The 21,499-nt window shown below is 57.5% G+C and carries 20 protein-coding genes; 9 read left to right on the top strand and 11 right to left on the bottom strand.

What is annotated here, in order from left to right; translation table 11 throughout:
* Window positions 1-7: 7 nt before the first annotated feature.
* Both OK409_RS12615 and OK409_RS12620 read right to left on the bottom strand, forming a co-directional pair.
* A complete protein-coding gene (locus OK409_RS12615) occupies window positions 8-925 on the bottom strand; it encodes a sugar phosphate isomerase/epimerase (protein ID WP_264367121.1) in 918 nt (305 codons plus the stop codon).
* Window positions 926-1,075: 150 nt separating this feature from the next.
* Window positions 1,076-2,101 carry a LacI family DNA-binding transcriptional regulator gene (locus tag OK409_RS12620; protein ID WP_010672023.1) on the bottom strand — a complete coding sequence of 342 codons (1,026 nt, stop codon included), beginning with the start codon at window positions 2,099-2,101 and terminating at the stop codon, window positions 1,076-1,078.
* A gap of 330 nt (window positions 2,102-2,431) precedes the next feature.
* Here OK409_RS12620 and OK409_RS12625 point away from each other — a divergent pair, with 330 nt between their 5' ends.
* The 4 genes from OK409_RS12625 (at window position 2,432) to OK409_RS12640 (ending at window position 5,758) form a co-directional block, all read left to right on the top strand.
* Window positions 2,432-3,475: a Gfo/Idh/MocA family protein gene (locus OK409_RS12625; protein WP_010672024.1), complete on the top strand. Its 1,044-nt coding sequence runs from the start codon at window positions 2,432-2,434 to the stop codon at window positions 3,473-3,475.
* Window positions 3,476-3,493: 18 nt separating this feature from the next.
* Window positions 3,494-4,372: a sugar phosphate isomerase/epimerase family protein gene (locus OK409_RS12630; protein WP_031593622.1), complete on the top strand. Its 879-nt coding sequence runs from the start codon at window positions 3,494-3,496 to the stop codon at window positions 4,370-4,372.
* 218 nt (window positions 4,373-4,590) lie between these two features.
* Window positions 4,591-5,454 carry a glutathione-dependent disulfide-bond oxidoreductase gene (yghU, locus tag OK409_RS12635; RefSeq protein WP_010252027.1) on the top strand — a complete coding sequence of 288 codons (864 nt, stop codon included), beginning with the start codon at window positions 4,591-4,593 and terminating at the stop codon, window positions 5,452-5,454.
* 10 nt (window positions 5,455-5,464) lie between these two features.
* Window positions 5,465-5,758: a DUF1330 domain-containing protein gene (locus tag OK409_RS12640; protein ID WP_010252030.1), complete on the top strand. Its 294-nt coding sequence runs from the start codon at window positions 5,465-5,467 to the stop codon at window positions 5,756-5,758.
* A gap of 30 nt (window positions 5,759-5,788) precedes the next feature.
* On the opposite strand, the gene OK409_RS12645 is transcribed toward OK409_RS12640, so the two are convergent.
* Both OK409_RS12645 and OK409_RS12650 read right to left on the bottom strand, forming a co-directional pair.
* Entirely contained in the window at window positions 5,789-6,883 is a 1,095-nt protein-coding gene (locus OK409_RS12645) for a YncE family protein (RefSeq protein WP_187511252.1), read from the bottom strand.
* Window positions 6,884-7,084: 201 nt separating this feature from the next.
* On the bottom strand, window positions 7,085-8,023 hold the full coding sequence (locus tag OK409_RS12650) for a LysR family transcriptional regulator (RefSeq protein ID WP_022625248.1): 939 nt from the start codon (window positions 8,021-8,023) through the stop codon (window positions 7,085-7,087).
* A gap of 64 nt (window positions 8,024-8,087) precedes the next feature.
* Between OK409_RS12650 and OK409_RS12655 the strand changes: the two genes are divergently transcribed.
* Window positions 8,088-9,158 carry a tartrate dehydrogenase gene (locus OK409_RS12655; RefSeq protein WP_033769471.1) on the top strand — a complete coding sequence of 357 codons (1,071 nt, stop codon included), beginning with the start codon at window positions 8,088-8,090 and terminating at the stop codon, window positions 9,156-9,158.
* Between the two features lies 1 nt (window position 9,159).
* Here the strand turns inward: OK409_RS12655 and OK409_RS12660 are convergent, their stop codons facing one another.
* The 4 genes from OK409_RS12660 to OK409_RS12675 form a co-directional block, all read right to left on the bottom strand.
* A complete protein-coding gene (locus OK409_RS12660; protein WP_264367139.1) occupies window positions 9,160-10,491 on the bottom strand; it encodes a glycoside hydrolase family 28 protein in 1,332 nt (443 codons plus the stop codon).
* A 103-nt stretch (window positions 10,492-10,594) separates the two neighbouring features.
* Window positions 10,595-11,410, bottom strand: coding sequence for a carbohydrate ABC transporter permease (locus OK409_RS12665; protein ID WP_010252038.1), 816 nt, complete (start codon window positions 11,408-11,410; stop codon window positions 10,595-10,597).
* Window positions 11,410-12,282: a carbohydrate ABC transporter permease gene (locus OK409_RS12670; RefSeq protein ID WP_010252041.1), complete on the bottom strand. Its 873-nt coding sequence runs from the start codon at window positions 12,280-12,282 to the stop codon at window positions 11,410-11,412. Before OK409_RS12670 ends, OK409_RS12665 begins: the two co-directional genes overlap by 1 nt.
* A 57-nt stretch (window positions 12,283-12,339) precedes the next feature.
* A complete protein-coding gene (locus OK409_RS12675) occupies window positions 12,340-13,671 on the bottom strand; it encodes an extracellular solute-binding protein (RefSeq protein ID WP_010252044.1) in 1,332 nt (443 codons plus the stop codon).
* Between the two features lie 550 nt (window positions 13,672-14,221).
* On the opposite strand from OK409_RS12675, the gene OK409_RS12680 reads away from it, so the two are divergent.
* Together OK409_RS12680 and OK409_RS12685 are read left to right on the top strand one after the other, a co-directional pair.
* Window positions 14,222-14,821: a GNAT family N-acetyltransferase gene (locus OK409_RS12680; protein WP_264367122.1), complete on the top strand. Its 600-nt coding sequence runs from the start codon at window positions 14,222-14,224 to the stop codon at window positions 14,819-14,821.
* 12 nt (window positions 14,822-14,833) lie between these two features.
* Window positions 14,834-15,925 carry an ABC transporter ATP-binding protein gene (locus tag OK409_RS12685; RefSeq protein WP_157353499.1) on the top strand — a complete coding sequence of 364 codons (1,092 nt, stop codon included), beginning with the start codon at window positions 14,834-14,836 and terminating at the stop codon, window positions 15,923-15,925.
* A gap of 57 nt (window positions 15,926-15,982) precedes the next feature.
* Here OK409_RS12685 and OK409_RS12690 read toward each other — a convergent pair whose 3' ends face one another.
* A complete protein-coding gene (locus OK409_RS12690) occupies window positions 15,983-17,101 on the bottom strand; it encodes an ROK family transcriptional regulator (RefSeq protein WP_264367123.1) in 1,119 nt (372 codons plus the stop codon).
* Window positions 17,102-17,141: 40 nt separating this feature from the next.
* Window positions 17,142-18,026, bottom strand: a complete 885-nt coding sequence (locus tag OK409_RS12695) for a BadF/BadG/BcrA/BcrD ATPase family protein (protein ID WP_264367124.1) — start codon at window positions 18,024-18,026, stop codon at window positions 17,142-17,144.
* A 270-nt stretch (window positions 18,027-18,296) separates the two neighbouring features.
* Between OK409_RS12695 and OK409_RS12700 the strand changes: the two genes are divergently transcribed.
* Window positions 18,297-19,454: a Gfo/Idh/MocA family protein gene (locus OK409_RS12700; protein WP_010252054.1), complete on the top strand. Its 1,158-nt coding sequence runs from the start codon at window positions 18,297-18,299 to the stop codon at window positions 19,452-19,454.
* Between the two features lie 205 nt (window positions 19,455-19,659).
* Complete coding sequence (locus tag OK409_RS12705; RefSeq protein ID WP_033780442.1) at window positions 19,660-19,869, top strand: hypothetical protein; 210 nt, start codon at window positions 19,660-19,662, stop codon at window positions 19,867-19,869.
* Between the two features lie 323 nt (window positions 19,870-20,192).
* On the opposite strand, the gene OK409_RS12710 is transcribed toward OK409_RS12705, so the two are convergent.
* Window positions 20,193-21,434: an MFS transporter gene (locus tag OK409_RS12710; RefSeq protein WP_010252060.1), complete on the bottom strand. Its 1,242-nt coding sequence runs from the start codon at window positions 21,432-21,434 to the stop codon at window positions 20,193-20,195.
* Between the last annotated feature and the right edge of the window lie 65 nt (window positions 21,435-21,499).

Below are 21,499 nucleotides of genomic sequence, written 5' to 3' on the forward strand. Positions count from 1 at the left end.
GTTGTCCTCAGAATCCTGTTGATCGGAGATAGTCCAGGCTGGCTTTAACATCCCGCAGACTGGTGTCGGCATGGCGCGGATCACGCTCCTGTTCGATGGTGATCCAGCCCTGATAGTTACGCTCAGTCAGCAGCGTGCGCACCGCCGGATAGTCAATTGCGCCCTGCCCCAGCGGACACATCACCCCCTGCGCGCAGGCAGTGAAAAAGTCGAGTCCGTGAGAGAGGGCGTCTCGCCAGACCCGCTGGTTAACGTCTTTGAAGTGGAGGTAATCGATGCGGGTCCAGTACTGTTGCAGCGAAGCGACCGGATCCATCCCGGCGTAATAGAGATGGCCGGTATCCAGGCATAAACCAGCCACCTGATGCGGAATATCACTGACCAGCCGCGCAAGCTCATCGGCAAACTCAATGCAGCCGCCCGCATGCGGATGGATCACCGGTCGCACGCCATACTCCTGCCAGGCAATCTCACTCAGAATGGTGATGTGTCGCATCATGCGCTGCCAGTCGTCAGCGGAGAGCCGTGGCGCTTTTTCTGACTGACCGGCATATTTCGCCCGCTCCGGATTCCCGAAGTCGATGATCACCAGATAAGGCGCGCTGGCGCCGGGCGTTTTGACGGCGGCTGGTACGCTGGCCAGCGTACGACACAGATTGTGGGTCAGCGTCACCAGTTCAGGGAAATGCGCTTCACTGACCAAATCATCAAAAATCGTACCCGCCACCAGCGAAAGCTGATGCGCATTAAGCTGCCGGGTCAGTTCAGCTGCATCCGCTGGCAGATAGCCCCAGGGGCCAAGTTCAATACTGGGATAGCCAGCCTGAGCGGCCTCGGTCAGGACTTTCTGCCATGGCGGCAGCCAGGGATTAGCGGGATCGTCGACGCCCCAGCTACAGGGCGCATTAGCAATGTGAAAGGTCATGATATCTGCCTGTGCAGTGATAACTGCTGGCAGTATCAAATGAAAATTTCATCTCAGACAACAATGAAAGTTTCATTTTTTGATAGAGATCGCGTTTAAATATTTCTTTATATGATAGCTTTCTATCAAATACCCGCTAACCTGCTCTTTCTACAGGTTTTCACGCGTCACGATTTCAAAGGGTACGGTCACCTGCGCAAAATGGTCGCGCTGTTCCATCCGGCTGTTGAGGCAGGTGGCGATCACCGCCGCAGCCATGGCATCAATACGATGGCGCAACATCAGCGTAATGGTGCCATCAATCAGCGCCAGCTCATCGCCGGGCAGCGGACCGTGGCACAGCAGATCGATCTGTCTGCGCCCGCTGTCACGCAGCGCCCGCACCACACCCTCGATGCCGCCGCATGGCGCATAAATCATCACCAGATCATCATGGGTGTCCAGCAACTGCCGGGTCGCCTGATAGCCCCCTTCACCCGACTCATGCGTTTTTAACGGTTCCAGTACCCGCTGACTGATGCCTGACTCGCGCAGGTAGGAGCGGAAACTGATCTCGCTGCTCTCCTGGCAGGTAAAGCGGTGATCGCCCAGCAGCACCCCAACGCATCCCGGCTGACGCAGCAGATGCTGTGCCATCCAGGCCGCCGTACGTCCCGCTTTCTGATTATCAATGCCGATAAACCCCGCATGCTCACAGGGCGAGAAATCAGAAAACAGCGCGTAAACCCGTACGCCCAGTCGTGACACATCCTGAATCGCGTGACGAATCAGCGGATGATCCAGCGCCACCAGCGCAATCACATCACTGCGCTGTGCCAGCAGACGCAGCGAGTGCGCCACCGCCTCCACTTCATGAATATCATGCCAGCAGAATTCAGGTTCGCTGCCCTGTGGCTGCTGCGCCTTCAGCTGCTGTTTCAGCACCTCGCCTAGCTGCTGATAAAACGAATAACGGGCAGGCAGCAGGATAAAGCTCACGCGAACTGTTGCCGCAGCGAGCGGCGATGTTGTCCGGATGTGTGCCTGCGTCAGGTGATAGCCCAGCTCGCGGGCCGCAGCCAGCACTTTCTGCTCGGTCACGCTGCGCACCGGCGCGCGTCCATTCAGCACCCGATCCACGGTGGCCACGCCCACGCCCGCCGCCTGCGCAATAGCGGTCATCGTCACTTTTGACATCATCCTTCTCCCTGCTTCTGCTCTCTGTAGCGCTGGCTGACGGCTACGCCTAAATATTCTGTTGTCTGAGACATCAACACTCTATCGCGGCAAAGCCATTTCCTCTCATTTATTTGATAGAAGGTCAGCGTTAATCTTGATCTTCCTCGCAAAATGAAACATTCATTTCTTTCTGCATTCTCTTTAAAACGCCCATTTGCTAAAACGGATAAAAATCCTGCGCCGATCGGGTTGATGGGATCACATCATTAAAAGGTTAGAGCGACGACGACGGGCTTTCTATAGTGGAGCCCTGAGCAGCACCTGCCTGCACGTATAAAAGGAAAAGTTATGTTCCCTTCAACGCTTCCGGTTCCACGCCTGACCGCTGCCAGCCAGGTACCACAGTTGCGCTGGGGCATTATCGGGCCAGGCTGGATCGCCGACCATTTTGCCCATGCACTGCGCAAGCATACCCACCAGCAGATCACGGCGGTGGCTGCGCGTGACCCGGCAAAAGCACAGGCCTTTGCCGACAAATGGTCAATCAGCCATGCCACGGGCAGTATCGACGTGCTGCTGGCGCGGGAGGATGTTGATGCGGTCTATATCGCTACGCCCCACAACCACCATTTTCCCGATGGTCTGCGCGCGATTGCCGCCGGAAAGCATCTGCTGATTGAAAAGCCGCTGGCGCTGAATGCTCAGCAGGCGACACAGCTTAAACTGGCCGCCGCTGCCGCGAACCTGCTCTGTATGGAGGCGATGTGGTGCAACTTCACACCGAAATATGACGTTATCCGTCAGCTGCTGGAGGATGGCGTGCTCGGCGATGTTCACACCCTGATTGCCGATCATGGCGAGTTTTTCACACCAGACCATCGCATCTTCAACGCCGATCTGGCGGGCGGCCCGATGCTGGATCTGGGCAGCTATCTGGTGGCGCTTAGCGTGTTTGTTGGCGGCGGTGCGCCTGACACGATCGTCGCCCGGGGCCAGCCCGTCCCGGCTGGGCGTGTAAACGGTCAGACGTCGATGCTGTTTACCCATCAGCACGGCATGCATTCGGTGCTGAATACCACCCTGTTCAGCAACACGCCAGGCGGCGCGGTGATCGCCGGACGCGAGGCCACGCTGGAACTGGCGGGCCAGTTCTATGCGCCTGGTAACTTCACCCTGACCTCCAGCGATCGGCGTCATCGCCTGCAGTGGCAGGAGCCTGCCAGCCGCTATGAACAGCTCTGTCATGAAATTAACCATTTCGCCTGGTGTATCGGTCAGAACCGGATCGATTCACCCATCCATTCGCTTGACCAGGCGATTACCACCCTGGCCACGATGGACAACGTCAGGCAGCAGATTGGCGTGACCTTCAATGAAGAACAGCAACCTTAATGTGCCCGGAGCAGAAAGATGAAAATCGCTTTTGATGTGGATGTGATTAAAGATTTAGGCATCACCCGTATGGTTCATCAGGTGGCCGACTGGGGATACAAATATATCGAACAGTCGCCGCATCCGCAGATCAACCCGTTTTATAAGCATCCTAAAGCCAGCCGTGAAATCATCACGGAGTATAAGAATGCGTTAAGCGCCACCGGGCTGGAGATCTCCTCGTTTATCGTGGTCTATCGCTGGTCCGGCCCGGATGAGCTGCGTCGTCAGGCGGCGGTGAAGAACTGGAAGCGGATGATCGAGATCGCGGTTGAGATGGGTGTGCAGGTGATCAACACCGAGCTCTCCGGCACGCCTAACGAGCCGGAAATCTGTGAAGAGATGTTCTATCGCTCCATGGAAGAGCTGCTGCCGATCATCGAACGTGAAGGCATCCGCGTCGAAATCCAGGCCCATCCGTGGGATTTCTGCGAAGAGAACAACGAAACCGTGGATATCGTGAAGTCGTTCCGCAGCGATAATGTGAAGTATATCTACAGCGCGCCACACACTTTCTTTTATGACAAAGGCAAAGGTGATGTGAAACCGATGCTGGAGTATGCCGGTGACGATCTGTCACACATGCTGATCGCCGACACCATGAACCATACAAAACACTGTCGCTACATCGTTAACCCGCCAGGGGTGGATGCCACCATTCACCAGCATGTCGGCGTGGGCGAAGGCGAAGTGGACTTCGACACCCTGTTTAAAACGCTGCGCGACACCGGCTTTGCCACCCGCAGTTATAAAGTCGGCGGTGAACCGATCATCGCGGCGTCTCTGTTTGGCTACCCGGAAAAGATGAAGGTTCAGGCGGTAGAAACCCGCGAACTGATTGAGCGTGAACTGCTGTAACCCTGCCTGCCGTGCAGTTGATGCTGACTGCACGGCCACCTCCGCTCAGGATAACGAACCACCTGCCTGACACACTTTTATTCACTTTTCTCCAGTGCCGCTGCCCGCCTGACATCAGCCCCCTGCTGCACGGCCTTGCGCAGCCAGCAGAGTTAAACCCCCTTCGCAGCACCTGCTACACTCCAGACCAATACCACACCATAAGGCGAACTTTCATTATGTCGGAAAATGCATATCAGCCCGCAAAAGTCTGGACCTGGGACCCTGAAGCCAAAGGTAACGGCGCTAAAACTAATCGTCCGTTCGCTGGTCCCACCCATGAAAAAGCGTTGCCGGTCGGCAAGCATCCTTTACAGCTCTATTCGCTTGGCACGCCTAACGGCCAGAAAGTGACCATCCTGCTGGAAGAGCTGCTGGCGCTTAACGTCAACGATGCGGAATATGATGCCTGGCTGATCCGTATCGGCGAAGGCGATCAGTTCTCCAGCGGTTTTGTCGACGTAAACCCGAACTCGAAAATCCCGGCGCTGAGCGACCACTCAGCAACGCCGCCGATTCGGGTATTTGAATCGGGCAACATCCTGCTCTATCTTGCGGAGAAGTATGGCTACTTCCTGCCGAAAGATATCGCTGGCCGCACCGAAACCCTGAACTGGCTCTTCTGGTTACAGGGCTCAGCGCCTTACCTGGGCGGTGGTTTCGGTCATTTCTATCACTACGCGCCAGAAAAAATTGAGTACGCCATTAACCGCTTCACGCTGGAAGCGAAGCGTCAGCTCGACGTGCTGGATCGTCAGCTGGCAGATAACCGCTATCTGGCCGGTGATGACTACACCATCGCTGATATCGCCACCTGGCCGTGGTACGGCAACATGGTGCTGAATGACCAGTATGGCGGTGCCGAATTCCTGGATGTGCAGTCCTATAAAAATGTGGTGCGCTGGGCGAAAGAGATCGCGCTGCGACCTGCTGTGATTCGTGGCCGCAAGGTCAACCGTGTCATGGGCGACCCGGCCGATCAGCTGCACGAGCGTCATGATGCCGCTGACTTCGATACCAAAACCCAGGATAAAAAAGCTTAAGGAGAGACCTGTGAGTGCATATGTTGTATTTATTCGTGATAACACCCTGAACCAGGACGAAATGGCGATCTATGCCGAGAAAGCGGGCGAGGCTCGCGGCGATCATCAGATCAATCCTCTCGCCTTTTATGGCGAACTGGAAACGCTGGAAGGACAGGAAGCAGAAGGCGTGGTGATTCTGGAATTCGCGAGCCGCGAAGCCGCACATGCCTGGTATGACAGCCCGGAATATCAGGCTGCCAAAGCGCACCGTCTGAAAGGCGCGAACTATCGCGTGGTGCTGGTAGAAGGTGTGGCTAAGTAAAGATACAAGCGGCAGCGATGCCGCCTTTTCTTATTGCAGTGTGATACGCGCCACGCCATCCAGCCCCTGACTGCTGTGATCGTCATTGAAGCCCTGTTTCAGGGTGACGAACAGGGTCTGCCCGTCCGGTGAGACCAGCAGACTGTTGGGGTGGCTATCAAATGACCAGCTGTTTTTCACCTCATAGGTGGTGCCATCCAGCTGCAGCACCTTCTTCGATTCGCGCTGGCTGATATAAATCTCATTGCGCTTGCCATTAAACTTAATCCCTAGTGAGTCGCCCGGATTCAGACGCTTAATGACCTTGCCGCTGCGCTCATCAAACACCAGCGTATTTTTCGCTTTTGAATTATCCGTAACAAACAGACGACCGGTTGCCGGATCCTCGGCCATATTCAGGAACAGATACTCCTGCCCGTCACCCGCCGTCAGGCGCTGCTCGATTTTATTATTGCGCGGATTGATCACCAGGATTTCTCCGCTGCCGTTCGCCGCATAAATCCGGTCGCTGACCGGCGAGAAGATGATGCCTGTGACCCACTTCCCGGCATTTTTTATCCGGGTTTTCAGCGTCAGGGTTTTAGCATCAACCACCCAGATCACGCCTGGATCGCCCACGCCGCCGACATAGAGCAGCCCGTCATGCAGAAAGATTTCACGCGTGCCATAGGGCATGCCTTTCTCGTTTTTCTCGTCAAACATCAGGCGCTTCAGCACCTTACCGTTATCAGGATCGATCTTAGAGATACCGCCATCCAGCGTGTTGGTGGCGTAGAGTGCGTTGCCGTCAGGCGCACTGATCAGACCAAAGTTTTTCAGGTCGAAGTGTCCCGCGCCGGTGCTCTGCAGCGTGGAAGCATCAAGACGGTAGATCATGCCGCCGCTGATATCTTTAAATCCCTGCGCGCTGGCGACATAGAGGGCATTTTTTGCTGGCAGATAGGCCATCTCATACAAACCTTCACCCAGCTCGCGCTGAATCAGGTTATCAGGGCTGGAGGGCTGCATCACCACCGGCGCACTGGCATCCACTTTTTTCGCCGGCATCTGGCACGCCGTCAGGCTGAAGGTGGTCACCATCGCCAGTGTAAGTGCCGCTGTACGCGGACTGAACAACGCTTTCATACTTAACTCCCCTATCTGCCTGCTGCTCCCGGCTGGCCACAACGCAGAGGACAGGCAGGAAATAAAAAGAATAAGAATCATACGCAGCCGCTAAAACGCTGTAAACGCAGCGGCACGCTGCCGCAACCGAATCAGCTTAATGCGGTATATTTATTGTCCGCAGGCGTCTGGCCGCGCCAGAAACTGCCTTTAAAAGCCTGGCTAATCAACCGATTGCAGATTGCTCTGCAGAAACGCCACAAATGCGGTAATACGCGCCGGAAGCTGACGCTGCGCCTGCCAGACCGCAAAAATATCGCCATCCGGTGCCTGCCAGTCGGGTAACACCGGCAGCAGTTCGCCCGTCGCCAGACTGTGCTGCGCATCCCACCAGGAACGCAGCAAGATGCCATGCCCATCCATCGCCAGCCGCATCGCCACTTCGCCATCGTTGGTGATCAGACTGCCACGCACTTTCTGATTGATGCTCTGTTCGCCGCTGGTCAGTCGCCACAGGGTAAAATCGCTGTCGTGCTGGCGCAGTAAAATGCAGTTGTGTTGTGCCAGATCGCGCACTGTCTCCGGCAGACCGTGCCGGGCGGCATAGGCGGGTGAGCAGCAGAGAATGCGCGGATTGGTACGCAGTTTGCGCGCCACCAGCCGTGAGTCGGGCGGTTCCCCGACGCGGATATCAATATCCATGTGGGCATCAAGAAAATTAAGTGGCTGGCTGCTGAGCTGCAGCGACAGCGAGAGTTCCGGGTGCAGCGCGGCAAAAGCCGAGACGCAGGGCGCAATATGCCGACGGCCAAAGCCAAATGAGGCGTTGATGTTAAGTGTGCCGCGCAGCTGGGCGGTTTCGCCGCTGACCGCCTCTTCCAGCGCCGCCAGCTGATCCAGCAACGGACGCGCACCCGCCAGATATCGGCGCCCTTCCGGCGTCAGCTCCAGTCGTCGCGTGGTGCGGCGCAGGAGTTGCACACCAAGCCGCTGTTCCAGCTGGCTCAGACGTTTGCTGACCGCCGCCAGCGACAGTCCCAGTTCGCGCGCCGCCGCAGTCAGGCTATCCAGCGCAGCCAGGCGAACAAAGAAGGCTAAATCATCGGTGGAGGTGCGGGATTCTCTACTTTTATTCAACACTGGATTGCCTTTCAGGCTCATTATTTCCCCGTAAGCGACAGTTATACTGCGTACACAATTCGAACATCAACCGGAAAGGTACCCTGTGACTGACAAAATTCACTCTGTTGCCGTGATCCCTGGCGACGGCATCGGCAAAGAAGTGATGCCGGAAGGCGTCCGTGTAATGAATGCGGCCGCAGAGAAATTTAACATTCCGCTGCGCTGGGAGTGGTTCGATTACGCCAGTGCCGACTACTGGCAGCAGCATGGCAAAATGTTGCCTGACGACTGGTTTCCACAGCTGAAAACCTTTGATGCAATCTATTTTGGCGCGGTCGGCTGGCCCGATGTGGTGCCCGACCACGTTTCACTGTGGGGCTCGCTGCTGCAGTTCCGCCGGGAGTTCGATCAATATGTGAATCTGCGTCCGGTGCGACTGATGCCAGGCGTCAAAGCGCCGCTGGCGAATCGTCAGCCCGGCGATATCGACTTCTATGTGGTACGCGAAAACACTGAGGGTGAATACTCCAGCGTCGGCGGCACCATGTTCCCCGGCACCGAACGTGAAGTGGTGATTCAGGAGACGGTGATGACGCGCACCGGCGTCGATCGCATCCTGAAGTTTGCCTATCAGCTGGCGCAGAGTCGGCCGAAGAAACACCTGACCTCCGCCACCAAATCGAACGGCATTGCCATCACCATGCCCTACTGGGATAGCCGCGTTGAAGCCATGGCCGGTCAGTTCCCCGATGTTCGCGTCGATAAGTATCACATCGATATTCTCACCGCTAACTTCGTGCTGCATCCGGACTGGTTTGATGTGGTGGTCGCCAGCAATCTGTTTGGCGATATCCTCTCCGATCTCGGCCCGGCCTGTACCGGCACTATCGGCATCGCCCCTTCGGCCAATATCAACCCGGAAGGCCTGTTCCCCAGCCTGTTTGAACCGGTTCACGGTTCTGCGCCCGATATCGCCGGTAAAGGCGTCGCCAATCCCATCGGACAGATCTGGTGTGGCGCGATGATGCTGGAGCACCTCGGCTACAAAGCGGCAGGTGATGCGGTGTTAGACGCGATTGAACGCACGCTGGCAGCGGGTGAGCACCTGACGCGCGATCTCGGCGGCAGCGCCAGCACCGAACAGCTCGGTATGGCCATCGCCGCCGCGCTGTGATTTAGTCCGGCAACTGCACCACGCACTCGGGGTGCCAGCCTGGCGGTAACGGTTCCGGCCGTACTATCGCCAGGCTGTGCAGTTGCAGGTTCTCCACCCCGCGTGCAAACAGGCCCGGCAGCCCGCCGGGATAGCGCTCTACGCCAAAAGCTTCGCCGGTTTTCGGGTCAAGTTTGTAGGCGTTATCCAGCCCCATGCCGGTCGGGGAGTCCGGGTTACAGGGCGGCCGTACGTCATAGTGTCCCTGTGCAACCGGTGCCACGGTCTGCCGCATCTGCAGCTGGCTGATGACCACATCGCGTATCCAGCCCGGTTCTGCCGCATGCAGGTTAATCGCCCCTTCCGCCACGCCCGTAACGTTACTGAACTGCACCTGCTCTACGATGCCGGGCGTAATGGCGGGATCGCGCCTGCGCACCGAAATATGCAGCGGATCGGCTTTTCCCCAGTGACAGGGCGGCGCATGGTGACAGGCAAAAGTCAGATTACTGAACAGCAGACGCCGCATCGCGCCACCGTCACGCGACAGAATGCCGATGCCACGGTTGGAATCAAAAATGGTGCAGCCGGTCACCGTGACATCTTCCACATCATCCCAGGTTTCAGTGCCGATTTTAAAGGCGCAGCTGTAGCTACGCAGCAGGCAGTTGGTGATCATAATCTGCCGCGCCGGACGCCGCAGCGCGGCCGGTTTATGGGTGGTTTTGATGCAGATGGCATCATCGGCGGCACTGAGATAGCTGTTGCTGACAAACACCGCTTCGCAACTGTCGAGATCGAGCGCATCGGTATTCGGCATGGTCATGGCATTGTCGATGGTGAGGTGGTCGATATGCACATGGCGACAGCTCACCAGATGCACCGTCCACATCGGCGCCTGCACGATGGTAAAGGCGGTCAGCGTTACCTGCTCGCAATCTTCAAACACAATGATCCGCGGCCGGTCCGCACGCGGCAGGCGATAGCCCTGCTCGTCACGCTCAGCGGCAAACCAGGCTTCACCGTCACCGTCTATACGGCCGGTGCCGCTGATGGTGATATTGCGCTGGCCCAGCGCATAGAGCAGCACATTGTGGGACTTCTCAGCACAGCTCAGCGCCTGTACCGCCTGGTAATCAGCCAGCCGCTGACTGGCGATCAGCACCGCGCCCGCTTCAAGATGGAGTTCAAAATCAGAGGGCAGATTCAGGCAGCCGCTGCGATAACGCCCGGCAGGCAGGGTCAGACGGCCACCGCCCGCCGCCGCAATCTGATCCATAGCGCGTTGCAGCACGGCCGTGTCCGGGGTTTCGCCATCGGCGACAGGGTGAAAATCAGCAAGGGAAAGGTGCATCATGCGTCTCCCGCAGGATTGAGGAGGAGGAATTGCAGCACGATACGGCGCGGCAAACCTTTGTCTGGCCGCCAGTGCGCCGTTTCGTGCGGGCTATCACAGATTACTTCACGGCCCCTTCGGTGACGCCGCTGATGAACTTGCGCTGGAAAATCAGGAACACCACGATCAGCGGCATAATCACAATCATCGCGCCCGCCATCAGCACCGGAATGTCGATGGTGTTTTTGTTCTGGAAAAACATCATGCCAATTGGCAGTGTGCGTAACTCATCCTTGTTGACCAGAATCAGCGGGATCAGGAACTCATTCCAGGTCCAGATAAACAGCAGCAGCCCCAGCGTTGAGAGGGTCGGCCAGATAGCGGGCACCAGAATGCCCCACAGAATTTTGACCCGCGATGCCCCATCCATTACCGCCGCTTCCACCAGTTCTTTCGGCACCTGCTGGAAAGCACTGGCGATCATCAGCGTGGTAAAGGGCAGCGACAGGGCAATTTGCGGCAGGATCAGCGCCAGATAGGTGTTGGTCAGCCCCATCCAGCGCAGCTCGTGATAGAGCGGAATGATAAAGGCTTCACTCGGCAATACCATCCCTAGCGCCAGCATCGCTCCGATGACTTTTTTACCAGGGATTTTCAGCCACGCGAAACCGAACCCGGCCAGAATGCCCAGCAGCACGCTGAACAGCACCACCGGAATCACCACCAGCACTGAGTTGAGGAAGTAGACGTTGAAGTGTCCCTGTTGCCACGCGGTCAGGTAGTTTTTGAAATTCAGCGAGGCGGGCAGCGTGAAGACCCCCTGAAACAGCTCCATCTGGGTTTTGAACGACGTCATCAGCGCCATCAGGAACGGCAGAATCGTCATCAGCGCCACGATCCAGATCAGCGCGCGTGAAATCACCGGCGTGCTTCGCATCAGTAACGCTCCTTTAAGGCCAGATGGATCAGATAGTTAATCCCTAAAACAATGACCATGCTGAACACCGCTACCGACGAGGCGTAGCCAAAGTAGTGCAGATCAAAGCCCTGCTTATACATAAAGATGTTGGTCACCATGGTGGAGGTGCCCGGGCCGCCCTGCGTCATCACATAGACCAGGTCAAAGGCTTTCAGACTGGCGATCACCGTCAGCAGCAGTGCAATCCGCAGCTCGGGTCGCAGGCCTGGCAGCGTAATGCGCATAAACTTCTGGCGACGCGACGAGCCATCGAGATCGGCCGCTTCCAGCAGTGACGGATCCATGCGCTGCAGGCCCGCCATAAACAGCACCAGACAGAAGCCGAAGAAGTACCAGGTGGCGACCAGACCCACGGCGGGCAGCGCCCAGGTAAAATCACCCAGCCAGGAGAGCGCCAGCTGGGGCAATCCGATTGCGCGTAATATCTGGTCGATCGGACCAAACGCCGGGTTATAGAGCCAGCGCCACACCACGCCCAGCACCGCCATCGGCATGATGTAGGGCAGGAAAAAGAGAATGCGCAGCACGCTGCGTTCGCTGTTGTTGCGCGTGTCATACAGAAAGCTGCAGAGCAGCAGGCCGACGCCAATCGGCAACAGGGTATAGAACAGCATCAGGATGGCGTTATTGCCCAGTGCAATCCAGAACACCGGATCGCTGAACATCCGCAGATAGTTGCTGACGCCGCTAAACACCGGCAGCGAGGTGCCGTCCCATTCGGTAAAACTGATGCCCAGCGAGGCCAGTAGCGGGAACAGCAGAAACACCGCATAGACCAGCACCGCAGGCAGAACATAGAGAAAATTACGCCAGCCACTTAAATTCAACATAACTCTACTCGTGGTTCAGAACGAGGCTCAGGCCCGGCTGTTCGCCGGGCCTCCGGCTTAATGCTTCAGTGTTTTCAGGTAACGCTGATAGTTGTTATCAAAATTAACTACCATCTGATCGGGTGTCTGACGGCCCGCCAGCAGCAGCTGAACGTTCTGATTCAGCTCGGCGTTCATGGTGGGTGTCGCCCAGTCCACGTAGTGACCTAAACCGTCGTAATCATTGAGCGTCAGCCAGACCTGATACGCCTCGGCCAGCAGCGGATTGTCCGCTGGCATTTTCGCCGCTTTGTTGGTGCTGGCAGGCAGGAAGCCCACCTTCAGCCAGCGGTTCGCCATGGCATCAGAGACCATATAGTTGATGAACTTCGCCGCACCTTCCTGCTGGTCTTTGCCTTTGGCAGTGCTGGTGATGGAGAACGCCAGATCGGTACCGCCCACCATCAGCGGTTGCTTTACGCCTTCACCGGCAGGCATCGCGGCAAAGTGAATATCTTTGTTGTCTTTAAACTGGCCGAGATACCAGGTGCCGCTGACCAGGAACGCAGCCTGGCCGTTCTGGAACAGCGTCGCCGCATCGTCGTGACCGATGCCCTGGAAGCCAGGGAAGAAGTACCCTTTGTCGGTCCAGCTCTTCATCATAGAGGCGGCATTGACCAGCTTGCTGTCTTTGAAGGTGCCGCCCACATCGTAAATCAGATTATCCAGCGTCTTGCGGTCGTGGCTCTCAATCTGCGCCTGCCACAGGGTGCTGAGCAGCTGCTGGCCCATGTTGCCATCCAGCAGACCGAGCATCATCGGCGCGGTGCCCTGCTGCTTCAGTTTCGCCATCGCGCTTTCCAGCTCAGCCAGCGTTTTCGGCACGGCAATACCTGCTTTATCCAGCAGCGCTTTGTTGTAATAGAGCCCGACCATCTCGCCCAGGCTGGCGACGCCATAGAGTTTGCCGCTGCCGAACTCGCCGCTGTCTGACCAGCGGTTACGTTTCAGAATCGAGTCCGGGAAGCGTGTGGTCCAGCCGTTGCTGGCAGCGTAGCTGTCGAGCGGCAGCAGCAGCTTATCTTTAACCAGCGAGCCCATATCACCGCCGCCCTGGTTGACCTGAGCGATCTGCGGGCCATCACCGGCAGTCAGCGCCAGCTTCAGGGGAATACGGGTATCTTCAAAGGAGTGAACCGAGCGGTTAATCACAATGCCGGGATTCTGCTGGGAAAACTCTTTAATCCCTTCATCTACCGCGGCAGTCTGCTCCGGGTAGTTGTAGATATCCCACTCATTCAGGGTAACGGCGGCGTGGGCGGCATGCGAGACGCTGCCCGCCAGCAGGCCCGCTGCCAGCAGCCGACCCACATTGCGAATTCGGAACGAACGAACGGAGGAAACAGACATTATGCTCACCTTCTTCAGACCAGGATCGGCATCCTTTCATCTCACCGCCTGACATCCTGCAGGCTGCAGCCGCACACAAACGCACTCACTCATACTTACTTTAATAAAAAAATAAAGTCAAACAGCCTGCGCGGGGAATTGCAACGCTGTGAGCACGCGCAAATAAACAGCGGCATGGCGTGAAATACAGCACACTGCGCTGGCATTTACGCGATTAACCGTGGCGGTGCGTCGCCAGCTACTTTTTCTGCAGCAGGAGATGCCAGTGCAATCATCGCAAAATAACCTCCTGATAAAACATACGAAAATCCTATCACGCTCACACTTTTCCCCTTTCACTGGCCGTGAATCTGCTGCCAGCCGCCACAATCCGGGCGTGTTGGCGATCACAGTTGTGCATCCCGATGCCGGTAAACATTGCCGAAGCGCCCGTGTTAGTGAGATAAGGTAATTATTCTATCTTGAAAACTAAGTCCACTTTCATTAACGTAACTTTTATCTGCGGATCTGTTCAATCCCTGACCGATTCACTCACTCACGAGAATTCACCATGGCGAATCAAGGTGTCATTCGTCCGGCCACCCCGGCGGACTACCCGGCGCTCTACCGCATCTGCCTGGAAACAGCCGATGCAGGTGGCGATGCCCGCGCGCTCTATTCCGATCCTGACTATCCCGGCCAGCGTTTTGCTGTGCCTTATGCGCGTTTCGCGCCTGACTTTGCTTTTGTGCTGGAGCGGGACGGTGAGGTGCAGGGTTATGTGGTCGCCGCGCCCGATACCCGCGCGTTTGAAGCGCAGCTACAGGCCGAATGGTGGCCGCAGCTGCAGGAGAAATATCGTGATCGCAGCGCCAGCGCGCCGCTCGACAGCAAAGTGCTCGATGCGATCCGCCACCCCGACCAGGCCGCTGACACGCTGGTGACGCAGTGGCCCGCTCATCTGCATATCAACCTGCTGCCGGCGGCACAGAAAGGCGGCTGGGGTCGCCGGATGATTGAGCATGAGCTGGCGGCGCTGCGCGCTGCCGGTGTCACTGGTGTCCATCTTGGCGTCAGCCTGCAGAATGAGCAGGTCTGTGCCTTTTATCAGCGCATGGGGTTCACCCCAATCCTGCGCAGCAATGCCATCTACATGGGCCAGTTACTCTGAGTGAGGTAGCCGATGACCAGCCTGCGCTTGCAGAATGTGAAGAAGTCTTATGAACACGTTAATGTCATTCATGGCATCGATCTGACGATCAACAGCGGCGAATTTGTGGTGTTTGTCGGGCCATCCGGCTGCGGCAAATCGACACTGCTGCGGATGATCGCCGGGCTGGAGGAGATCAGCAGCGGTCAGTTGCTGATTGAGGAGCAGGACATGACGCAGCAGCCCGCCACCGAGCGCGGCATTGCTATGGTGTTTCAGTCTTATGCGCTCTACCCCAACATGACGGTGCGCGGCAACCTGGCCTATCCGCTTGAGGTAATGAAAAAGTCCAAAGCGGAGATCAACGAGGCGATTGCCCGGACGGCCGCCCGCCTGCATCTCACCGAACTGCTCGACCGCCTGCCGCGCGCGCTCTCTGGCGGACAACGGCAGCGCGTGGCGATTGGCCGGGCAATTATCCGTCATCCGCGTATCTTCCTGTTCGATGAACCGCTCTCTAACCTCGATGCCGAGCTGCGTTTGCAGATGCGGATTGAGATTGCGCGGCTGCACGCCTCGCTCGGCAATACCATGATTTATGTCACCCACGATCAGCTGGAAGCGATGACGCTGGCTGACCGCATCGTCGTGCTGCGTCAGGGCCGCATTGAGCAGGTCGGCGCACCGCTGACGCTCTATCACGACCCGGATAACCTGTTTGTCGCCGGCTTTATCGGCTCGCCAAAAATGAACTTCCTGCGGGCGGAAATCAGCGCCACGGGCAAGGGTGAAGTGCAGCTGCGGGTGCCGGAACTGAAGATTGAGGGGCTGGTGCTGAAAATCGCCGCCGACTGCCGCGAGGGGCAAACCGTGACGCTGGGAATTCGTCCCGAGCATTTCCAGCCTGCCGCGCAGACGCCGGAGGCATTGCGCTTTCACGGCGAGCTGGCCTATGGCGAAATGCTGGGCCACACCAACTATCTCTACCTGGATATCGGGCGTGAAGAGATGCTGGTGGTGGAAGAGCGTGAAGCAACCACGCGCGATCTGGGAACCCAGGTTGAACTGGGCTTTTCTGCCGCACACTGCCTGCTGTTTGATGATCAGGGGATGCGCCTGCGCTAAGGGAAGCGCGGAAACAAAAACGGGCGCCGTGGCGCCCGTTTTTATTCGAGGGATAACTCAGGTAACCGGCTCTTCATCGGCCTGCGCCGCCAGCAGATCAAGCAGCCGGTTGACAGCAAAACCCGCCGCGCCCAGCGCCCACATGCGGTTCGATTCAGTCAGGAACTGCAGCGGCGTCATGTGCGGCGTCAGTTTAAGCCGGTAGGCCTGGAAGCTCTGGGTGATGTGATCGAGCAGAATGCGTGACGCCATGTGCGGCTCCATCGCCAGATAAACCACATCCGGATCGTAAGCCACCGACAGGTTCGCCAGTGAAATTCCCAGCTCGCGTCCTGCCTCTTCCAGCACCGCCAGCACCTCGGGCGTTGGCCGCTGATCCAGCGCCTGCAACGTGAGGCCTTCCACCGGTTCCTGCTCAGCAAGCCGTTGCAGAATGGCGCGCGATGAGGCGACATCTTCCAGCAGACGCAGTGAGCCGTCGCCCACCAGCCCGTTGCCAATCTCCCCCGCCTTGCCGTGACGACCGCGGTAGAGCTGACGATTCAGGATGATGCCCGCCCCGATCCCTTTGCCGTAGGTGGCGATCACCGCCGACTGCGCGTTGCCGAGCTGACCAAACACCAGCGCCGCCATTGCCATGGCGTTGGCGTCATTCTCGATAAACACCGGCAGCGAAAAACGCTCTTCCAGCAGGCGCGCAATCGGGACGTTGTCCCAGTCGAGCACTTTGGAGCGGATACAGTAGCCGTTTTCGGCATCGACCAGTCCCGACAGTGCCAGGCCAATGGCGCCCACCCGCTTCTCCTCAACACCGCGCAGGAATTTCGCCAGCGCATCGCCGAGCTGGCGCGGCGTCAGCGTGCCTTTCGACATCTGCTGCTCGCCCAGCAGATTGCCGCTGAGATCGGTCATGACGATCAGGTTGCGTTCCGCATTGAGCTGAATGCCAATCACGCTGGCGCGATCGGGATTGAGCCCAAGCAGCGTTTTTGGCCGCCCCATCGACACGCGACGCAGCCCCAGCTCCTGCACAATTTCCTGCGCCAGCAGGCGATTAGTCGCCTGCGACACGGTCGACATGCTCAGTCCGCTACGAACTTTCAGGTCTGACTGGCTGATCGGCGCATTTTCAACAATCAACCGCAGAATGCGCGCGGTTACGTTGGGAGCGGTCATAAATTCCTCGGGTTATCCGGCTGAGGATGCTCAGCCAGCTTCAGATCGGTAATCGGGCAGGCGTCAGCTGCTGCGCCAGTATCAGCGCCCCGCTCAGGGCATCGCCCTGCGGCGTCACCAGCCGGGCCTGAATATCGTCATCCAGCCAGCGCTGAATCGGCGTGGCCAGTCCCCCCATCAGCGCCACGGGTCCGCTGCTCAGGGCAGTCAGACGGCGGACCATCAGGCCGATATCGGCTGCGGTCTGATGCAGCAGATCCTGTGCATGACCATCGCCCGCGTCGGCGGCCGCAAAAATCTGTGGCACCACGCGAGCCCAGTCTGCAGGCGTCGCTGAGCGCGTCCAGAGCAGCATGGTTTCCGGGCCGTGGTCGAACTGCGCCATCAGCTGCCGGGTAAGAGCGCTCGGGGTAATAATCGCTTCATGGGCCAGCAGCGCCAGCCGCAGCGCACGACGGCCCAGCTCAGCGCCCGATCCCTGGTCAGACAAGGCAAAGCCCCAGCCGCCAAGCAGCGTAAACTGTTCGCCATCCCACGCGGCTCCCTGACTGCCGGTGCCGATAATAAAGACGGCGCCAGGTGCGCCGCCATGGGCGCCCGCACAGGCGATCTCCACATCACTGACCACCTGTAACGCCGCGCAGGCAGGTTGCCAGCTGGCGAGCCGCGCCTGTACCGAGGTGACGTTCGCACCGGCTAATCCGGCCACCAGCGCGGTTTGCGTCAGCGCCTCCGGGGCTAATCCCGCCTGTGACAATACCCGTTCGATCAGCTGCCCGACGCAGGTCAGTGCCGCGTCATAGTCTGACCAGACGTTGGCAGGCCCGCCGGTGGCTTCCGCCAGCATGCGACCCTGCAGGTCGGTTAACCGCGCGCGACACTGTGTACCGCCGCCATCAATGCCCAGAAGATAGTGTGGTTGCACGCGCTTCCTTCCCTGATTAAGGGTTATAGCCATAATGAGCGAACGATAGGATAAAAAAACTTAAATCGCAATAACAAATAAATATAGCAAAATCATATCTGAATTTTCTTCTTATTTTACATCATCATAACAAAAACCCCCTCGCAAAACTCGCAGTGCGTTATTGACATTAGTTTTTCTGTCGTAATAAGTTGGTGGTCAGATTATCAACAGGCGCGCCCGATCACAGGCGGGCTATGCATCATGCGATTTCAGGAGCAGGGGTTTAACATGAAAGTAGGCATTATCGGTCTCGGCTTTCGACTGTCCCACGTGATCAAAGAGTTCAGCAAAGCCGACGACGCCTTTTCGGTAGTGGGTTATTACGATCCGGCACCCGCCGGACTGCCTAATCTGCACAGCTTTGGTATCGCGCCCGGCCAGGCCTTTGCGTCAATCGATGCTCTGCTGGAACATGGCGGAATGGATGTCGTGCTGGTTGGCTCTCCCAACTTTCTACATCTGGAGCATGTGGGTCAGGCGCTGGCAGCGGGTTACACGGTGTTTACCGAAAAGCCGGTGGTGATCAATGAAGAGCAGACCATGGAGATGGCGAAGCTGGTGCGTCAGTATGGCGAAGCGCGCATTCTGGTCGGCCTGGTACTGCGCTATTCCCCGCTCTATCACGATCTGCTGGCGGCACGCGATGCGGGTCAGTTGGGTGAGATCACCTCGATTGAGGCGACAGAACATATCAAGCCTTATCACGGCGCATTCTTTCAGCGCGACTGGCGCCGTCTGGAGAAATATGCCGGTCCGTACATTCTGGAAAAATGCTGTCACGACATCGATCTCTATCAGGGGCTGTTGCAGGAGCGCCCGATCCGCGTCGCCAGCTTTGGTGGCCGGAAATCCTTTACTCCCGCTCATGCGCCGCAGGGAGCTATCACCGCTGACTCAGAACTTTATCACGTGAAGCCCAGCGGCTGGTCGAGCACCGATGCGGTGTTCGACAGCGATGCCGATATTGTCGACTACCAGACTGCCCTGATTGAGTACGAAGGCGGCGCGACGCTGGCCTTCCACGCCAATCTGAATGTGCCGGATGAGTTCCGCCGTTTCTGTGTCATGGGCACCGACGGCATGGCGGAAGGCGACTTCGTGCGCAACTACTTCCGCGTACACAACGCGCGCAGCGGCGAGAAAGAGGTCGATACCGCCTACAGCGGCAATGCGTATGATGGCCATTACGGCGCAGATGCGTTGATGGCTGAAGAGATCGTTAAACATATTAAACAGGGAACACCGCTGAAAGTTTCAGTAGTGGACGCGCTGGAAGCGGGCCTCACGGCAATTAAAATCGATGAGGCTCGTAAAACCCGCAGCGTAGTGGACATGCGTGAAAGCTGGCTAACATTTGACGCCAACCTGGGAAAAACCGGGGCCTGATGGCCCCAGCCTGCGGGTCGGCCTCCCCCTCTGACCCCAGGATTTTAATGGCAGTATGACTGGTAACTTCCTGTACTGGCCTTCGGGCCAGTGACAATATTGAGGTTGAGCTGGCTCGGGAAACCGTTGCCAGCGACAACTCAACCGCCCCTTCTCCAGCCCTCTTCTCCGAAGGCGTATTTGATTAAGCTGAAGGTAGCGCTTAATGAAGGTTTTTTTCATTCCGGGCGCAGACCGAGGGGCGCTGGCAGTGAAGGTATTCATACAGCAGCAGCATTCCTACCGGGTTATCCTCCAGATTTTCGAAATCAACGTGAGTTTTTTCCAGAAGATATTTTCTCAGGGCGCTAACCGGGATGTTTTTATGGGAAGCCAGCGCCCGGCACAGCTGCGCCACGATCTCGCACTTTACTGAATACGGCACATCAGGATTATAAATTTCCGGAATGGAGTGAGTCTGATTCATAACGGTACCCTCTATAAGCGCTTAAGCTGACTGAGGAGGCCACAGGCCTGCCGATGAGAGATAAGTTATAGCAAGGAACGCGTTTTCGTGTAAATCAGGAACGTTTTGAAAGGCGTCACGGAGCTTTGCGTTCGTCCGGTTTGCGTTTCAGTCAGAGGCAACTTACATACTCACAGCGAATGGATGGCGCTTTTGCGTCTTTGCGCAAGGCATAGGCTCCCTGAGACTGCACTCAATTCTACAACCGCATCTGCCTCACCAACCTCGGTTGTTCAAACCGGATCCACCTCATTCTCCAGCTTCTGACGACGCCGCAGATGTGGAAACAACTTCATCCACAGCGCCACCACCACCAGCGTACCGATGCCGCCAATCGCCGCCGCCGGTGCCGCACCCATCCAGGCCGCCAGCAACCCAGACTCAAACTCGCCCAGCTGATTCGACGTATTAATGAAAATCGCGTTAACCGCATTCACCCGACCACGCATGGTATCCGGCGTATCCAGCTGCACCAGCGCACCCCGGATCACCATACTCACCATATCAAAGCCACCCAGCGCACAGAGCGCCACCAGCGACAGCCATAACTGCGTGGAAAGCGCGAACACCAGCGTGGCAACGCCAAAGCCCGCCACCGAGCCAAACATAATCATCCCGACATGCTTCTCCAGCTTGTGACGGCTCAGCCAGATGCCCACCAGCAATGCTCCCACCGACGGCGCGCCGCGCAACATCCCCAACCCCCAGGGCCCGGTATGCAGAATATCTTTGGCAAAAATCGGCAGCAGCGCCGTTGCACCGCCCAAAAGCACCGCAAACAGATCGAGCGAAATTACCCCAAGCACATCTTTGCGCTCACGGATAAAGTGAATCCCGGCAAACAGATTCTTCATATTCATCGGCAGACGAGCCTGCACCGGGCGTTCATAACGCAGCAGACTCACCAGCGTCAGCGAAACCAGATAAAATAGCCCGGAAACCCCATACACCACATGCGGCCCGGCGACATAAAGCAGCCCGCCAATCGTCGGCCCGACGATAACCGCTGCCTGACCGCCCACGGAGTTCATCGCCATCGCACGCGCCAGAATCGAAGGCGGCACCAGCGATGGCAGCATCGAAGACATCGCAGGCCACTCCAGCGCTTTCGCCACTGCAATCATAAACACCAGCCCCCACAACGCGGTCTTATCGGGGGTATGGAATAAGGTAAGCACCACTAATGCCAGCAGTGCGGCAAATTCCACCAGCTGACCCAACAGCACGATCCGTCGCCGGTCATATTGATCCGCCAGATGACCCGCTGGCAGCGCCAGCAACACCGACGGCAGAAACTGCATTAAGCCAATCATCCCTAACGCCATTGCGCTGTTGGTCAGCGCATAGATCTGCCAGCTGATTGCGACCGAGAACATCTGAAAACCAAATGATGAGCAGGTACGCGCCACCCAGAAGGCGACAAATGTCCGATGTCGCCACAGCGACTCTTCCGCTGCCGATGCCATAAATCCCATGTCTTATCCCAAATCAGGTGAGGAAACCCGCGTCGTTGCGCGGTGTTATTGGTGTGGTGATTGTC

Origin of the sequence: Pantoea sp. RG18 (assembly GCF_025910075.1) — a bacterium.
GTDB classification, from domain to species: domain Bacteria; phylum Pseudomonadota; class Gammaproteobacteria; order Enterobacterales; family Enterobacteriaceae; genus Pantoea; species Pantoea agglomerans.

Excerpts from the sequence above, each read along its gene's own strand:
- OK409_RS12625 (WP_010672024.1), top strand. The coding sequence starts at position 2,432 with ATGTTCCCTTCAACGCTTCCGGTTCCACGCCTGACCGCTGCCAGCCAG.
- OK409_RS12615 (WP_264367121.1), bottom strand. The coding sequence starts at position 925 with ATGACCTTTCACATTGCTAATGCGCCCTGTAGCTGGGGCGTCGACGAT.
- OK409_RS12645 (WP_187511252.1), bottom strand. The coding sequence starts at position 6,883 with ATGAAAGCGTTGTTCAGTCCGCGTACAGCGGCACTTACACTGGCGATG.
- OK409_RS12660 (WP_264367139.1), bottom strand. The coding sequence starts at position 10,491 with ATGCACCTTTCCCTTGCTGATTTTCACCCTGTCGCCGATGGCGAAACC.
- OK409_RS12650 (WP_022625248.1), bottom strand. The coding sequence starts at position 8,023 with ATGAGCCTGAAAGGCAATCCAGTGTTGAATAAAAGTAGAGAATCCCGC.
- OK409_RS12680 (WP_264367122.1), top strand. The coding sequence starts at position 14,222 with ATGGCGAATCAAGGTGTCATTCGTCCGGCCACCCCGGCGGACTACCCG.
- OK409_RS12685 (WP_157353499.1), top strand. The coding sequence starts at position 14,834 with ATGACCAGCCTGCGCTTGCAGAATGTGAAGAAGTCTTATGAACACGTT.
- OK409_RS12670 (WP_010252041.1), bottom strand. The coding sequence starts at position 12,282 with ATGTTGAATTTAAGTGGCTGGCGTAATTTTCTCTATGTTCTGCCTGCG.
- OK409_RS12620 (WP_010672023.1), bottom strand. The coding sequence starts at position 2,101 with ATGTCAAAAGTGACGATGACCGCTATTGCGCAGGCGGCGGGCGTGGGC.
- yghU (WP_010252027.1), top strand. The coding sequence starts at position 4,591 with ATGTCGGAAAATGCATATCAGCCCGCAAAAGTCTGGACCTGGGACCCT.
- OK409_RS12690 (WP_264367123.1), bottom strand. The coding sequence starts at position 17,101 with ATGACCGCTCCCAACGTAACCGCGCGCATTCTGCGGTTGATTGTTGAA.
- OK409_RS12630 (WP_031593622.1), top strand. The coding sequence starts at position 3,494 with ATGAAAATCGCTTTTGATGTGGATGTGATTAAAGATTTAGGCATCACC.
- OK409_RS12665 (WP_010252038.1), bottom strand. The coding sequence starts at position 11,410 with ATGCGAAGCACGCCGGTGATTTCACGCGCGCTGATCTGGATCGTGGCG.
- OK409_RS12710 (WP_010252060.1), bottom strand. The coding sequence starts at position 21,434 with ATGGGATTTATGGCATCGGCAGCGGAAGAGTCGCTGTGGCGACATCGG.
- OK409_RS12675 (WP_010252044.1), bottom strand. The coding sequence starts at position 13,671 with ATGTCTGTTTCCTCCGTTCGTTCGTTCCGAATTCGCAATGTGGGTCGG.
- OK409_RS12700 (WP_010252054.1), top strand. The coding sequence starts at position 18,297 with ATGAAAGTAGGCATTATCGGTCTCGGCTTTCGACTGTCCCACGTGATC.
- OK409_RS12705 (WP_033780442.1), top strand. The coding sequence starts at position 19,660 with ATGAAGGTTTTTTTCATTCCGGGCGCAGACCGAGGGGCGCTGGCAGTG.